Here is a 14,147-nt window from a genome sequence, read left to right as displayed (position 1 = left end):
TATAAAGTAAAACAAGCAGTAATTCAACTATACAGAGCACTTGGAGGAGGGTGGCAATAAAATTATATCGATATAATTATAATATTCATATAGTTTATATACCTAATCATCTATTAAAACAAGAGAAAATTATAAATAAATTTATATTTGAATTATTGATTTTATAAAATGTAAAATCAATAATTCAAATTAAAGTAATATGCATAGAAATACAAAAGTTACTATTTTATCACATACCTTAGTATGGTTTGTATTATTCAGTATGCCCTATTTATTATCTTACGGGCAAGAACAAGAAATTAATAGAGTAATTGCACATTTCTGGATTCCTTTATTTTTTTCAGTAATTGTATTTTACGTCAATTACTTAGTAATTATAGATCGTTTTTTATTTACTAAAAAAGCATTTGTTTACGTACTAATTAATGTGATAATTATAGCATTATTCATTTTTTTAAAAGAGTACATAGAAAATACTTTCTATGAAGATTTAATAAGAAAGAAAAATGAAAATGACAATACAGGTCCTCCTTTCAAGATGTTTGTATACGTGCAAATGGTATCTTATATGGCACCTTTATTCTTCGCTATTGCAGTAAAAACCACAAAAAGATGGGTGAAAACAGAAGCAGAACGTAAAGAAGCGGCAAATTTTAAACTACAGTCAGAGTTACAACATTTACATTATCAATTACAACCGCATTTCTTTTTCAATTCTTTAAATAATATTTATGCATTGGTAGATATATCTCCAAATGAAGCAAAAGCATCTATTCATAGTTTAAGTAAACTTATGCGTTATATGCTATATGAAACAAATGTTGAGTTGGTACCTTTAAATAAAGAAATTGATTTCATGAAAAAATATATAGATTTAATGAAATTAAGAGTATCAGATAAAACAAGCGTTAGTTATTCTTTTCCAGAACAAGTAAACACTGTAAAAATAGCTCCATTATTATTTATATCTTTAATAGAAAACGCTTTTAAGCATGGGGTTTCTGCTAGTAAAGAAAGTACTATAGATATTAATATGACTTATTCAGGAGATACCATAATGTTTAAAATTGAAAACAATAATTTCCCAAAAAAAGTAGAAGATAAAAGTGGTTCTGGTATTGGAATAATTAATATTAAAAAACGATTAGAATTATTGTATCCGCATAAAAACAATTTTAAAACATTTGTAGATAATAATCGTTTTATAGCAGTATTAGAACTAAAAATCAACTAAATTATGAGTAATATAAAAATATCATGCGTTATAGTAGATGATGAGCCAATGGCTCTTAATTTAGTAGAAAGTTATGTAGAAAAAACCCCGTTTTTAATTCTAAAAAAGAAGTGTAATAGTGCTATTGATGCTATGGAGTTTATTAAAGATAATCCCGTAGACTTATTGTTTTTAGATATTCAAATGCCAGATTTAACAGGAATAGAATTTTCTAAAATGATACCTAAAGAAACACGTATTATATTTACCACCGCTTTTGATCAATATGCTTTAGAGGGTTTTAAAGTAGAAGCGTTAGATTATCTTTTAAAACCATTTGATTATGCAGAATTTTTAGTGGCAGCAAATAAGGCAAATACGTGGTTTAAACTAGTTAAAAATGGAAATAAACAAAACATAATTTCTGAAGAAAAAGAATTTCTATTTGTAAAATCTGAATACAAACAATTACGTATTAAACTGGCAGATGTATTGTATTTTGAGGGTTTAAAAGATTATATTAAAATTTGGTTAAAAGACAATCCTAAACCAATTTTGACTTTGATGAGTTTAAAATCTTTAGAAGAAGAATTACCAGAAACTCAATTTATGCGTATACACCGTTCATTTATTGTTTCTTTAAAAAATATTGAAGTTATAGAGCGAAGCCAAATTATTATCAATCAGCAAAGAATCACTGTTTCAGAAAATTATAAGCCTAAATTTTTAGAATTTGTAAACAATAACTCATTAAACTTATAATTTACATTCATCTATAGATTAAGTCATTTTGTAGATAGATATAGGGAAATGGTCTAATTTAATTCTTACTAAACAAGAATGACAATATTTTTGCCGTACATTAAAATAGAAATAACCAATATTATGAAAAAAACAATACTAGCTTTAATATTTGCTGCTACTTTAGTTAGCTGTGATAGCACATCAGGTTTAACTTCACAAGCATCTACTGCTGCAAGCTTATTAGGTTCTTTAAGTTCTAACTCTACAGTACAACAAATTACAACATTATTTAATTTACTAGATACAGATAATAATGAAGAAATAAGTTCTTCAGAAGCTATTGGTTCTGTATCAGAAAATTTTGATGTATTAGATACAAATAACAATTCTAGTTTAAACCTATCAGAATTAACAGGTTTATTAGATTTATTATAAGATAAATTAATAGGTTGGTTTTTAAAAGAGCATACTTTTATGAGTATGCTCTTTTTTTGTTATTATTTATATCTAGAAAATAATATTTCTGGTAGATAAATTTTACCTGTTGGTCTATTTTAGTTTACAAAAACTCTTATCTACTATATCTTTATATCATAATTAGAGATTACATCATCTAATTTATAATAGAAGTTTAACGTAATTAAAAAGAGTTATGAAACTATATATTAAAGCATTTACCTTCGTTGCTATACTTGTATTTGTTACTAGTTTAGATATATCTGCACAAACAACCAGGAGTAATAAAAACACTAAAACTACTAAAGTTATTTCTACAAGAAATACTACAAATCACGTTTCAAGAAGTAAGGTAACTTACAAAAAAGAATCTAAAAAAATTAAAAGTGTACGTAATTTACCTAATAAAACAGTAATAAAACATAATGGTAATAACTACTATTACACTAATCAAAAGTACTATACATATTCTGGAGGGCGTTACATATCTATAGCACCAAAGGTAGGGTTTAGAGTAAATACATTACCAAATAATTTTATCCGCATAAATTATAATAATAGAACATTTTATAACGCAAATGGTATATTTTACATACAAGTGAATAATACTTATGAAGTTGTAGAACCAGAAATAGGTACAGTAGTGTCAGAACTTCCTGCAGATTATGAAAAAGTAACTATAGATGGTCTTACTTACTATGAATATGCAAATGTATTATATGAAAAAATACAAGTTAACGGTACTAGAGCTTACGAAGTAGTAGGTATTATAGACGTAGAATGAAAATAATTGTTTGATTATTGATTGATTGGTTAGTAAAAGAGGGTAGTTATTAAGTTAATTGCCCTCTTTTCATTTCTAATTTTTTATGCGTATTATTTTATATATTAGCGTATAAAATACGCTAATATGAAACAGTCCATCAAACTTACTGTAGACGCTGTGGTTTTTGGCTATGAAGCTAAAACAGAAACTATTTCAGTATTACTCGTTAAAAGAAAATATAAACCATTTCAAGGTAAATGGGCACTACCTGGTGGTTTTGTTTTACAAGAAGAATCTTTAGAAGATGCTGTAGAAAGGGAGCTTAATGAAGAAACTGGTTTGCAAATTAATTATTTAGAGCAACTCTATACTTTTGGACAACCAGAAAGAGACCCAAGAAGTAGGGTAGTTTCTGTAGCTTATTTTGGTCTTATAAAACCTAGTAATTTTAAAATTGCTGCAGCTACAGATGCAGAAGATGTACAATGGTTTAAAACTACCGAGCTTCCTAAACTTTCATTTGATCACGATAAAATACTAAAACTCGCAATTGCGAGATTAAAAGGAAAAATAACTTATGAGCCTATTGGTTTTCAATTGCTAGATAATAAATTCCCTTTTTCAGATTTAGAAAAATTATATACCACGCTTCTTGGTAGAACCATAGATAGACGTAATTTCAGAAAGAAAATATTGAGTTTAAATATTTTAGATGAATTAGACGAAAAAATTTCTAGAGGTTCTGGTAGACCAGCTAACTTATTTAAATTCAATAAAGAAAGGTATTTTCAATTAAAAAACGAAGGTATCATTTTTGAAATATAATTTTAAAATTTTATAGTTTGTGTAAAATTAACACAAATAAACTTGCTTAATAACTACAACTAATTTAAGTTTGTGTTATAATTACACAAATACAAATATTATGAACGGATTATTTTTAACAGACGGATATAAAACAGGACACCACCAACAATACCCAAAAGGTACAGAAGAGGTATATTCTAACTGGACACCAAGAAGCAATAGTTATGCACCTAAAGGCTGTGATAAAGTAGTGTCATTTGGGCAACAATATGTTTTTCAATGGTTGCATGATTATTTTGAAGCGAATTTTTTTTCTAAGCCAAAAGGTGAAGTTTGCAATGAGCTAAAAGAAGAATTATCCTTGTATTTAAATACAGATTATGATGTTACTCATTTTGAAGATTTACACGATTTACAATATTTACCAATTAAAGTAAAATCTTTACCAGAAGGAGTAGAGGTGCCTATTAGAGTGCCTATGGTAACGGTAGTAAATACAAGTAAAAAGTTCTATTGGATAACTAATTTTTTAGAAACTATTTTATCTACCATGCTTTGGCAACCTATGACGTCTGCTTCTATAGCTTTACGTTATAAAAGAATATTTAAAGATTGGACACTAAAAACAGATAAAGATAATTTAGCATTTATAGATTTTCAAGGTCACGATTTTTCTATGAGAGGTATGGGTGGTTTACAAAGTGCTATTTCTTCTGGTATGGGACATGCTGCTGTATTTTTAGGTTCAGATACGTTACCAGTAATTAGTAGCTTGCGTAAATATTATAAAGCAGAAGGCTTTGTAGTAGGCTCTGTAAATGCAACAGAACACTCTGTGATGTGTGCTGGTACGAAAGATGATGAAATAGGTACTTTTAAAGCGTTAATGAATACATACCCAACAGGAATTCTATCTGTAGTAAGTGATACTTGGGATTTGTGGAAAGTACTAACAGAGTATTTACCAAAATTGAAAGAAGAAGTTTTAGCTAGAGATGGTAAATTAGTTATAAGACCAGATAGTGGAGATCCTGTAGATATTATTTGTGGGGAAACTAAAGAACTAGGAGGCAAAAATCCAAAAGATAAAGGAGTTGTGGAGTTATTGTGGGATATTTTTGGAGGCTCTATTAACCAACAAGGTTATAAAGTTTTAGATAGCCATATAGGTGCTATTTATGGAGATAGTATAACTACAGAAAGAGCAGAAAATATTTGTCAACGGTTAAGTGATAAAGGCTTTGCTACAACGAATGTTGTTTTAGGGATTGGTTCATTTACTTATCAATATAATACTAGAGATACTTTTGGTTTTGCAATGAAAGCAACTTCTGTAGTAGTTAATGGAGAACGAAGAGAAATTTTTAAAGATCCAATTACAGATAATGGTGTAAAAAAATCTGCAAAAGGATTAATAAAGGTAGACTTAGTAGATGGGGAATTTACACTAGTAGACCAAGTAACACCAGAGCAAGAGAATAAAGGTGCTTTACAAGTTATTTACGAAAATGGTAAATTTTTAAATCAAGTGAATATACAAGAAATTAGAGATCGCATTAATCAAAATCTTTAAACTAAGTATGATGAAATATGAAATAAAAGATTTTAATGATGGCCAAATTGCTGCTAAAATAGTAGAAAGTGGAGACCTTCATATAAAAATTAGAGGAAATAGTTATAAAGATTTATTTAAAGTGGCCTCCATAAAAGAGGCTTGGGATGCTGAAAATACTACTAACAAACTTGGAGTAGCCCAATTAACTATATTTTGTTTAATAGGTCAACGTTCAGACAGGCGTTTTAATAAGGGAGAGTCGTTTGATTTAAAAGTAATATGCAATTTTATTAATTCTATGAATTTTGATAAAGTTTATATTCTGCATCCGCATAGCCCTATTTCATTGGCTTTAATTAACAATTCAGAAAAAATATCACATTTCAGTTTCGTAGAAAAAGCATTTCACACAATAGGAAATCCAGTATTGGTAAGTCCAGATGCAGGAGCTTATAAAACTACACATGAAATTGCAGAAAAACTAAATGCAGATTTAGTTCCATCTAACAAAGTAAGGGTAAATGGAGCTCCTATAATTAGTATTCAAGGAGATGTGAAAGGCAAAGAATGTTTAATTGTAGATGATTTAGCTGATGGCGGAAGAACCTTTAAATTTTTAGCCGAAGCTCTTAAAAAACAAGGAGCTACTAAAGTGAATTTATATGTTACGCACGGCCAATTTAATTACGGGTTTGAAGAATTAAAAGAAACTATAGACCATATTTATTGTACCAATAGTTTTAAAGAGATAACTAGTGATTATGTTACTCAGTATAAATTAGAAGGTATTCTTTAAAAACTAAAAGGCCTCCATTATTTGCTAAAAAATTTGGAGGCTTTTAATATTTATAAAGCGGTGCAGTTTATTTAAAACTATGACGCTGCTCTTGGGTAGAAGAGGCATTTAATAACAAATTAAAGTCTCTTGTACTATTAAAATTAGCAGTAATAGCTCGGTCTACTGCTACGCCAGAAATACCGGTAGCTAAAATAGCAGTTACTTCTGGTAGAGTAATTTCTCCATAACCAAGTATTGGCGTAGTAGTATTTAATGCTTCTAAAATTAAGGTATATCCGTTTAACCCTAAGGCTAAATCAAGATTCTCAGAAGATGATTTTTTTTGAAAAGGAGCTAAGTATAAATAATCTACTTCCTCTTTAATTAAAGTTTCACACTCTTCTAGATTATTGGCAGTTGCGCCAATGGTTTGCCAAGTAAATAACTCTTTACTTAATAGAGAAGGAGAGGTGTTAGATTTCTCTAAATGTACTCCATCAGCTTTTATTTCTTTAGCAACTTTATAACGATTTCTAATAATTAGTCTTGTTTGAAAATGACTTGTTATTTCTCTAGCTTCAAGAGCATATTTTAAAAATTTTTTATCAGAAAGGTGATCTAAATTTAATAAAACCAACTCGGCACCAGAAGTACACGCATTTTGAAGATTCTCTAGGTGTATTTTAGCAGAATCTCCTTCGGTTATATAGTGTAATTTTGGTATCATTTAGTGAAGTATTTACTTGTTTATTGATCACTAACTTTTTTAGAATACTCCATAAAATAAGATTCAAAACGTTTTAGTTTAGCATCTAACTTTTCAGAATATAAAACGTATTGACTTTTTATTATACTTTGACTTATAGATAAAAGCGCTGCATAGTCTGATTGTTGAGCAAGAAAATCTGCATCATCTACACTAAAGATTTTTATTTGAGAAGTATGTACACCATTCAGTAAAAATAATTTATTTAAATTTTTAGGTGTAGAAATAAGTATATCTATACCAGCTAAAATTTCAGATTTTTGCAAATCTATGTGCATTTTTTCGTGAGCTACATACAAACGCAAAGAAGTACGTCTGGTAAATGGCATAAATGCATCTTGCATTTCTAATGCTTTTTCTTTATTTTCTACCAAAACAACAGCTCTAGGTGCTTCTCCAACCGCTTCACATTGTAACGCTTGTAAAGTGGTAAGTATAAGTGTTGTAGTTTTACCACTACCTGCTGGGGCTATACAAAATGTATTAATACCACTTTTAATTACTGGTATACTGTTAATTTGCAGAGAATTTGGGGTGGTAATTTCTCGATTTTCTAATGTTTCTTTCAGATGATCGTGTAATTTTTTAAAAGGCTTGGGAAACATAGAAATAGATAATTTTTTCAGTTAATTTATAATAGGTTACAAATATACTTAGGTATACCCAATTAAAGAGAGTGATGTGGTTTTTTCTGTAAGTGATAGTGAAAAATAGAAGTTATTTACACCATTATTACTGTAAACAACTTCTATTTTTTAATTTACTCTGCTTCAGAGATAAAAGAGTCTTCCATTGCTAACTCTTCATTTTCATCATTATTTACAGGTACAGAGTTTTTTAGTCTGGTAAACTCTTCTGCAAGTTCTGCTTGATCTTCTTCATCAGAAAAATAGGGAAAAACATCCATAATAGGAGATTCTGATACGGCAGGTATGCTATATTCACCCATGGTATCTTTCATTGTGGTGATGGTATTTTCAAAAGCTTCTTTTACATCATTAGCTTGTACTAACAAGTATAAATTGGTCTTACGCTCTTTACCGCTTTCTTCATCAAAAGCAATAAGGGATATTTTAGATTTAAACCATCTATCAGAGTTTTCAAACGGATGTATTTCAGCGTAATTAGCTACTTTGATATTGGTAATTTTAATTTCTTCACCTTCCATCAAATAAGCAGCCATCTCTTCTGTAATTCTAGTTTCTGCTTCTGTATAAGAAATAGCATCTACCAAAAAAGCTTCTGTTTTTACTTTTTGCGTACCAGAGGCTTCGTCAAATTTTCTATATTTTACTTTACATTCATACCAAGTTGCACTCATATCTTTTTGTTTTAAGGATGCCAAAAATAAGGTTTAGCTACTAGCAAATGCCTTAAAACAGAAGATAGATATTCACAATTTGAAGTATAAATTTTTAGCAGTTTTAAAGTGAGCTACTTATAGAAATTTTAAATATTAATTAAATAGTTTTTTTGAAACATTTTGTCATATACATCTTTACTAAATATATATAATTGAGCTGGTTTTTTAGATACTCCAACTTGTTTTTCATCTAAAGCTATGATGTATTTTTTATTAATCAATTTTCTTCTAAAATTTCTATTATCTATTTTTATACCTAGTATAGATTCGTATAAATCTTGCACATCATTAATGGTAAATTTATCTGGTAATAGTTTAAAAATAATAGGTTCAGACAAACATTTTGTCTTTAAATCTTCATAAGCTTCTGTAATTATTTTTTTATGATCAAATCCTAGTTCTGGTAAATTATTAACAGGAAACCATTTTGCTTGGTGTTCATTTTTATTTAAATCAACATCATCTGTTTTTAATAAAAAGTAGTAAGCTATGGTAAAGGTTCTGGTATTAAATTCTTCATTTTTAATCCAAATTAAATCCTTTTCATTAGTCAAACGGTCAGGATTACCAAAAGCCTTAAATTGTTTCTTGTATTGGTTGGTTAATCCAGTTAATTCTTTTAATACTCTAGTAGCAGTATCATCTAAGGTTTCGTGTTGGTAAACGTGGTACCCTGTTAATACATAATCATCTACTAAAACTTCTTTTTCAGATTCTAAAAAACGTTTTATTACTAATACGTTTAAAGATTTTGTAGCAACATCGTACCCAAACACAACACAATCTACAGATACATTTAATATTTTCTCGTTTTTCATAAATAGTTGTATGTTGAATATTTTTCAAATATAGATTAAACGTTTTAAAAACGTTAGTAAATGTAATTAATTATTAATAATAACCTATATAAACGCTAATAAAATTAAGGATAGCGCATTTATTTCTGTATTTTATTTTGAATAATTAGGTTTTTATAAAAAAATTAAGATATATTTGAAAAACAAACGTAAAGATGACGTTTATAAAATGTTATCTAAAAATATTTAATAATGAATAAAAATTTTACCCCACCACTAAAAAAGAGCTTTGGTTATAGCAGCAAAGTGAATGCTAAAAGAAGTTTATTAATCATTAAAATAGCATTGTTCTTTTTTGCAAATGTAATTACTGCTCAATATGCAGAGGTAACAAATGATACTCTAGTGAGTGAAGAAGTTACTGCAGAAAAAAAGTATACTCCTGTAAGTATTGGTGCACACCTAAAAAATATGCATACATGGCATGGTTTTGTAGTACATCCTGGAGCTATGATTGCTACCAATATTGAATATAACTCTAAAAATGAAAAATTCACTTTTGGATTTTGGGGGGGAGCAAGTTTTTCTTCTGTAGATGTAAAAAACATTACTACTGGAGAGAATGAAAGTGCTTATTACAAAGAGGTTTCTATTTATACGAAATATCGTTTTTCAGATAAGTTTTTTATAGAAGCAGTAACTCATAACAATTTTACAGGGGTAGAAGAGAGAGGAGACGAGTTAAATTACTGGAGTTATGATAAAACCCAAGGCTATAACTTTGTAGATTTAAATTTTGGCTACCAAGTATTACCAAGCACATCTTTATACTTAGCTACTATTATTGGAGGTGGTTCTGGAGATTATGAAGTAGAAGATAATGGAAATTTAAAAAACTCTTGGACACATTATTTTGAAGTGAGTAGTAAAGTTTGGAAAAATGAAAACTCTAGTGTTTCACTTTTTGCTGGTGGGGCTTGGTCTTTTTTAACTACGAAAACGTTTTATACAGAAGGTACTGGCAATATTATTAATGTTGGTGTAACTTACAATAAACAATTTGAAGTACTAAAACATACGCTTCCGGTAGATGTAACCTTAATGTGGAATCCAGAACAGAAAAGAACCGTATTACAATTTGATCTTACTTTATTTTAATCGGTAATTAATTATTTAAAAATCTAAGATTATGAAAACAAAATTTTCTACATACAAACTTGCTAAAGGAGTATCACTGTTATTTTTCATCATTTTAACAAGTAGTTTAATTGGTTGTGCAGAACAATTAGATAAAACCAAAACTCTTAAAAATACTTCAACAGAAGAAGTAAAAGATGTATTTGAGAGTAAAATTGATTTAAAAGGTAAAAAAATAGGCTATTGTTCTCCAACATTAAACGCTCCGTATTACCAAGCCTTATGGCAAAGTATAAAATCTACTACAGAAAAAAACGGAATGGAATTTATTTCTGCAGATGGGCAAAATGATATCAACAAACAAATTGCAGCGGTAGAAGATTTAATTACCAAAGGGGTAGATGCTTTACTACTAAACCCTAAAGATCCAGATGCTTTGGTAGGTGTTACGCAAATGGCAAAAGCCGCAGGTATCCCTGTTTTTATTATAGATAGTTCTATTAATCCAACGGCAGATTTTGTAACAACAATTCAATCTAACAATTTGGCAAACGGAGAATTAGCAGGGGAGTGGTTAGCTAAAAAATTTGGTAGTAAACCTATGAATATTGCACTTTTAAGTGGTAACGCTGGTAACCCAGTGGGTCGTACACGTAAACAAGGTTTGTTGCAAGGTATTACAGAAGAGCAATTAAGAGCACAAGGTAAAATCACTTTAAATGTAAAAACTCAAGCATATACTGAGTGGTCTTACGCAGGTGGTTTACAAGCTATGGAAGATATTTTAGTAGCTCACCCAGATATTAATGTAGTAATTACAGAATCTGATGTTTGTGTATTAGGTGCAATTAAAGCAATAGCTCAAGCAGGTAAAACAGATGATATTTTAATTGTAGCAGGAGCAGATGGACAAAAAGAGGCTATTAAATATATTATGGAAACTGATTTTTATGGCTGCACAGCTATGAATAGTCCTGTGCAAATTGGTAAAAATGCAGTACAATATGCCATAGAGTATATGAACGGAAAAAGAGACTTCAATAAAAAATCTTACACAGCTCCGTTATTAATTACTAAAGAGAATGCTGCAGAATATTACAACCCTAACGCTATTTTCTAATTTTAAATTGTAAACATGAAAAATTCAGAAATAGAATATCGTTTAGAAATGACAGGAATATCCAAAAGTTTTGGGGTTGTTTCTGTACTTAAAGATGTAAACCTCAAAGTTAAGGCTGGAGAAATTCACGCTTTGTTGGGAGAAAATGGAGCAGGAAAATCTACATTAATTAAAATATTAAGTGGAGTACACCAAAAAGATGCTGGTGCTGTGGTTTTAGACGGTCAAGAAATAAATCCTAAAAATACGCATGAAGGTCAAGTATTGGGTATTAATGTAGTATATCAAGAATTATCTTTAGTTAACGATTTATCGGTTGCAGAAAATATTTATTTACACAAATTAGGTGCAAATAAAATCTGGATGAATTGGAAGAGTTTAACCCAAGATGCTCAAAAATTACTAGATTCTTTAGGCTTTACGATAGATGCTTCTGTAAAAGTTAAAACCTTAAGTATTGTTCAAAAACAAGTAGTAGAAATAGCAAAAGCAATAGCAGAAGACACCAAAGTTTTAGTGCTAGATGAACCTACAACAGTATTTGATCCTAATGATGTTAAAAAACTATTTAATATACTATCTCAATTAAAAAAATCTGGGGTATCTATTATATACATATCACATCATTTAGATGAAATTTTTACCATAGCAGACTCTGTAACTGTATTAAGAGATGGTGTAGATACTGGTACAATGGCTATTGAAAATACAGATAAAGACGGAGTTATACATTTAATGATAGGTAGAGAATTAAATGATTTGTACCCTAAAAGAGATATAAAAATAGGAGACAAACCTGTTTTTGAAGTGAAAAATTTAACTTCTAAAAATACGCTAGTTCACAATGTTTCTTTTGATGTAAAACCCGGAGAAGTATTAGGTATTGCAGGATTGGGTGGTAGCGGAAGAACAGAAACAGCTAAACTTATTTTTGGAGCAGATAAGAAAAAATCTGGTACAATAATTTTAAATGGAGAAGAAATAGAAACTAACTCTCCTGTAGATGCTGCAGAATATAAAATAGGTTTAGTTTCTGAAGATAGAAAAGAAGAAGGGGTGTTTTTACCTTTATCTATTAGACGAAATATAAGTGTTACCAGTTTTGATTCTATTTCTAGTAAACTTGGTTTTATAAACATAGACAATGAATACAAAAAAGTACTAGGGTTAATAGAAAAACTGAATATTAAAACTCCACATTCAGAAATTGATGTAAAAAACCTAAGTGGTGGTAATCAACAAAAAGTAGCTCTAGCCAAATGGTTAAGCATAGATAGTAAAGTAATTTTTATAGATGAGCCTACACGTGGTGTAGATGTAGGAGCAAAAATTGAAATTTATAATCTAATTAATGAAGTAGCTAAAAAAGGAGTAGGGGTTGTAGTAATCTCTTCAGATATGCCAGAAATTATGGGTATTTCAGATCGAATTTTAGTTATGCACGAAGGTACCGTTTATGGCGAATTAGCTAAAGAGCAATTTTCTGAAGAAAACATTTTACGCCTATCTATAGGTGAACCTCTAAAAAAAGTATCAATCTAATTAAAAAAACATTTGCGTTATGGCTTTAACAATAAAACAACAATTAAGCAGTCCAGGAGGCATTCTTAAGTTTCTAGTAAAATACAATACTATATTTATATTTATACTATTAGTAATATTTTCAGCATTTATATCTGATGTATTTTTTACATCTGTTAATTTATCTAACCTACTAAAACAAGTTTCTGGTATTGGTATTATTAGTATTGGGATGCTTCTTGTAATTTTAACAGGAGGTATAGACTTATCTGTAGGCTCTATGGTTGCCCTTTTGGCGGTAATGTTTGCTATTTTAGTTAACATCTTTATTTTGCCCGTGGCAATTTTATTTACATTATTACTAGGTTTTGGTTTGGGTAGTATTTCTGGCTATTTGGTAGCTTACCAAAAAATGGCTCCATTTGTAGCTACTCTAGCATTAATGACGGTAGCTAGAGGTATGAGTTTTATCTACTCTAAAGGTTCTCCAGTAACATTTACCACCGTTGGCGGACAGTTTATGTCTAATTTTGCCAATAACTCTACCTTGGGTATACCTAATATCGCTATTGTGTTTTTTATAATCGTAATTATGGCAATGGTAATGTTGCGTTACAATGTTTTTGGTAGATTAATTATAGCTATAGGAAGTAACGAAGAAGCCTCTAGACTATCTGGTATTAAAGTAAATAAGTATAAGTTTTTAGTATATGCTATCTCTGGTGCATTGGCTGCAACTGCAGCAATTATTGTAGCTTCTAGAACTAATTTAGGTTCTCCAAATATGGGAATGGCTTGGGAGCTAGATGCGATTGCCGCAGTAGTAATTGGTGGTGCTAGTTTAAATGGAGGTAAAGGTACAGCTATAAACACGCTAATGGGAGTACTAATTTTAGGTTTAATAGGTAATATTCTTAATTTATTAAATGTACCATCTTATCCGCAACAAGTAGTAAAAGGGGTAATTATAATTTTTGCAGTGTTATTACAAAAGTTTGAAAGTAAATAAACTTTCATTTTAATTACTTACATATAATTGATAAATGTAGGTATAAGTGAAAATGCTTTTACCTACATTTTTTAGTATATCTATTAGAATAAACTAACCTTCCTTAAAAAATAAA

Annotated in this window: 15 protein-coding genes; 11 read left to right on the top strand and 4 right to left on the bottom strand. The window is 29.3% G+C overall.

Annotated features, from left to right (window positions below; genetic code table 11):
- Nucleotides 1–199: 199 nt before the first annotated feature.
- The 7 genes from BUC03_RS03225 (at nucleotide 200) to BUC03_RS03195 (ending at nucleotide 6,337) form a co-directional block, all read left to right on the top strand.
- Entirely contained in the window at nucleotides 200–1,234 is a 1,035-nt protein-coding gene (locus BUC03_RS03225) for a sensor histidine kinase (RefSeq protein WP_073148199.1), read from the top strand.
- Between the two features lie 3 nt (nucleotides 1,235–1,237).
- Complete coding sequence (locus BUC03_RS03220) at nucleotides 1,238–1,975, top strand: LytR/AlgR family response regulator transcription factor (RefSeq protein ID WP_200799123.1); 738 nt, start codon at nucleotides 1,238–1,240, stop codon at nucleotides 1,973–1,975.
- Nucleotides 1,976–2,098: 123 nt separating this feature from the next.
- The gene (locus BUC03_RS03215) at nucleotides 2,099–2,392 is read left to right on the top strand and encodes an EF-hand domain-containing protein (RefSeq protein WP_073148197.1); all 294 of its coding nucleotides are present in this window, start codon (nucleotides 2,099–2,101) and stop codon (nucleotides 2,390–2,392) included.
- Between the two features lie 217 nt (nucleotides 2,393–2,609).
- The gene (locus BUC03_RS03210) at nucleotides 2,610–3,197 is read left to right on the top strand and encodes a DUF6515 family protein (RefSeq protein ID WP_073148195.1); all 588 of its coding nucleotides are present in this window, start codon (nucleotides 2,610–2,612) and stop codon (nucleotides 3,195–3,197) included.
- Between the two features lie 126 nt (nucleotides 3,198–3,323).
- Nucleotides 3,324–4,004 carry an NUDIX hydrolase gene (locus tag BUC03_RS03205; RefSeq protein WP_073148193.1) on the top strand — a complete coding sequence of 227 codons (681 nt, stop codon included), beginning with the start codon at nucleotides 3,324–3,326 and terminating at the stop codon, nucleotides 4,002–4,004.
- 100 nt (nucleotides 4,005–4,104) lie between these two features.
- Nucleotides 4,105–5,559 (top strand): nicotinate phosphoribosyltransferase, encoded by a 1,455-nt coding sequence (locus BUC03_RS03200; protein WP_073148191.1) that lies wholly within the window; start codon nucleotides 4,105–4,107, stop codon nucleotides 5,557–5,559.
- Between the two features lie 7 nt (nucleotides 5,560–5,566).
- Nucleotides 5,567–6,337, top strand: a complete 771-nt coding sequence (locus BUC03_RS03195) for a phosphoribosyltransferase family protein (RefSeq protein ID WP_234971595.1) — start codon at nucleotides 5,567–5,569, stop codon at nucleotides 6,335–6,337.
- 67 nt (nucleotides 6,338–6,404) lie between these two features.
- On the opposite strand, the gene BUC03_RS03190 is transcribed toward BUC03_RS03195, so the two are convergent.
- The 4 genes from BUC03_RS03190 to BUC03_RS03175 all read right to left on the bottom strand — a co-directional run bounded on the left by BUC03_RS03190 (nucleotide 6,405) and on the right by BUC03_RS03175 (nucleotide 9,266).
- A complete protein-coding gene (locus BUC03_RS03190; protein WP_073148187.1) occupies nucleotides 6,405–7,046 on the bottom strand; it encodes a thiamine phosphate synthase in 642 nt (213 codons plus the stop codon).
- A 20-nt stretch (nucleotides 7,047–7,066) separates the two neighbouring features.
- Nucleotides 7,067–7,690: a DEAD/DEAH box helicase gene (locus BUC03_RS03185; RefSeq protein ID WP_073148185.1), complete on the bottom strand. Its 624-nt coding sequence runs from the start codon at nucleotides 7,688–7,690 to the stop codon at nucleotides 7,067–7,069.
- Between the two features lie 155 nt (nucleotides 7,691–7,845).
- Nucleotides 7,846–8,406 carry a DUF4494 domain-containing protein gene (locus tag BUC03_RS03180; protein ID WP_073148750.1) on the bottom strand — a complete coding sequence of 187 codons (561 nt, stop codon included), beginning with the start codon at nucleotides 8,404–8,406 and terminating at the stop codon, nucleotides 7,846–7,848.
- Nucleotides 8,407–8,534: 128 nt separating this feature from the next.
- Entirely contained in the window at nucleotides 8,535–9,266 is a 732-nt protein-coding gene (locus tag BUC03_RS03175; RefSeq protein WP_073148183.1) for an NUDIX hydrolase, read from the bottom strand.
- 231 nt (nucleotides 9,267–9,497) lie between these two features.
- On the opposite strand from BUC03_RS03175, the gene BUC03_RS03170 reads away from it, so the two are divergent.
- The 4 genes from BUC03_RS03170 to BUC03_RS03155 are packed head-to-tail and all read left to right on the top strand — an operon-like array spanning nucleotide 9,498 to nucleotide 14,032.
- Nucleotides 9,498–10,403, top strand: coding sequence for a hypothetical protein (locus BUC03_RS03170; RefSeq protein ID WP_234971594.1), 906 nt, complete (start codon nucleotides 9,498–9,500; stop codon nucleotides 10,401–10,403).
- A 31-nt stretch (nucleotides 10,404–10,434) separates the two neighbouring features.
- Entirely contained in the window at nucleotides 10,435–11,502 is a 1,068-nt protein-coding gene (locus BUC03_RS03165; protein WP_073148181.1) for a substrate-binding domain-containing protein, read from the top strand.
- A gap of 15 nt (nucleotides 11,503–11,517) precedes the next feature.
- Complete coding sequence (locus BUC03_RS03160) at nucleotides 11,518–13,044, top strand: sugar ABC transporter ATP-binding protein (protein WP_073148179.1); 1,527 nt, start codon at nucleotides 11,518–11,520, stop codon at nucleotides 13,042–13,044.
- A 19-nt stretch (nucleotides 13,045–13,063) separates the two neighbouring features.
- Nucleotides 13,064–14,032, top strand: a complete 969-nt coding sequence (locus BUC03_RS03155) for an ABC transporter permease (RefSeq protein WP_073148177.1) — start codon at nucleotides 13,064–13,066, stop codon at nucleotides 14,030–14,032.
- Nucleotides 14,033–14,147 lie beyond the last annotated feature (115 nt).

The organism is Mesonia phycicola (assembly GCF_900141885.1).
Taxonomy (GTDB): Bacteria; Bacteroidota; Bacteroidia; order Flavobacteriales; family Flavobacteriaceae; genus Mesonia; species Mesonia phycicola.
This window is presented reverse-complemented; position numbering and strand designations above follow the sequence as displayed.

Excerpts from the sequence above, each read along its gene's own strand:
- BUC03_RS03185 (WP_073148185.1), bottom strand. The coding sequence starts at position 7,690 with ATGTTTCCCAAGCCTTTTAAAAAATTACACGATCATCTGAAAGAAACA.
- BUC03_RS03180 (WP_073148750.1), bottom strand. The coding sequence starts at position 8,406 with ATGAGTGCAACTTGGTATGAATGTAAAGTAAAATATAGAAAATTTGAC.
- BUC03_RS03205 (WP_073148193.1), top strand. The coding sequence starts at position 3,324 with ATGAAACAGTCCATCAAACTTACTGTAGACGCTGTGGTTTTTGGCTAT.
- BUC03_RS03200 (WP_073148191.1), top strand. The coding sequence starts at position 4,105 with ATGAACGGATTATTTTTAACAGACGGATATAAAACAGGACACCACCAA.
- BUC03_RS03215 (WP_073148197.1), top strand. The coding sequence starts at position 2,099 with ATGAAAAAAACAATACTAGCTTTAATATTTGCTGCTACTTTAGTTAGC.
- BUC03_RS03155 (WP_073148177.1), top strand. The coding sequence starts at position 13,064 with ATGGCTTTAACAATAAAACAACAATTAAGCAGTCCAGGAGGCATTCTT.
- BUC03_RS03165 (WP_073148181.1), top strand. The coding sequence starts at position 10,435 with ATGAAAACAAAATTTTCTACATACAAACTTGCTAAAGGAGTATCACTG.
- BUC03_RS03190 (WP_073148187.1), bottom strand. The coding sequence starts at position 7,046 with ATGATACCAAAATTACACTATATAACCGAAGGAGATTCTGCTAAAATA.
- BUC03_RS03175 (WP_073148183.1), bottom strand. The coding sequence starts at position 9,266 with ATGAAAAACGAGAAAATATTAAATGTATCTGTAGATTGTGTTGTGTTT.
- BUC03_RS03195 (WP_234971595.1), top strand. The coding sequence starts at position 5,567 with ATGATGAAATATGAAATAAAAGATTTTAATGATGGCCAAATTGCTGCT.
- BUC03_RS03160 (WP_073148179.1), top strand. The coding sequence starts at position 11,518 with ATGAAAAATTCAGAAATAGAATATCGTTTAGAAATGACAGGAATATCC.
- BUC03_RS03225 (WP_073148199.1), top strand. The coding sequence starts at position 200 with ATGCATAGAAATACAAAAGTTACTATTTTATCACATACCTTAGTATGG.
- BUC03_RS03220 (WP_200799123.1), top strand. The coding sequence starts at position 1,238 with ATGAGTAATATAAAAATATCATGCGTTATAGTAGATGATGAGCCAATG.
- BUC03_RS03210 (WP_073148195.1), top strand. The coding sequence starts at position 2,610 with ATGAAACTATATATTAAAGCATTTACCTTCGTTGCTATACTTGTATTT.
- BUC03_RS03170 (WP_234971594.1), top strand. The coding sequence starts at position 9,498 with ATGAATAAAAATTTTACCCCACCACTAAAAAAGAGCTTTGGTTATAGC.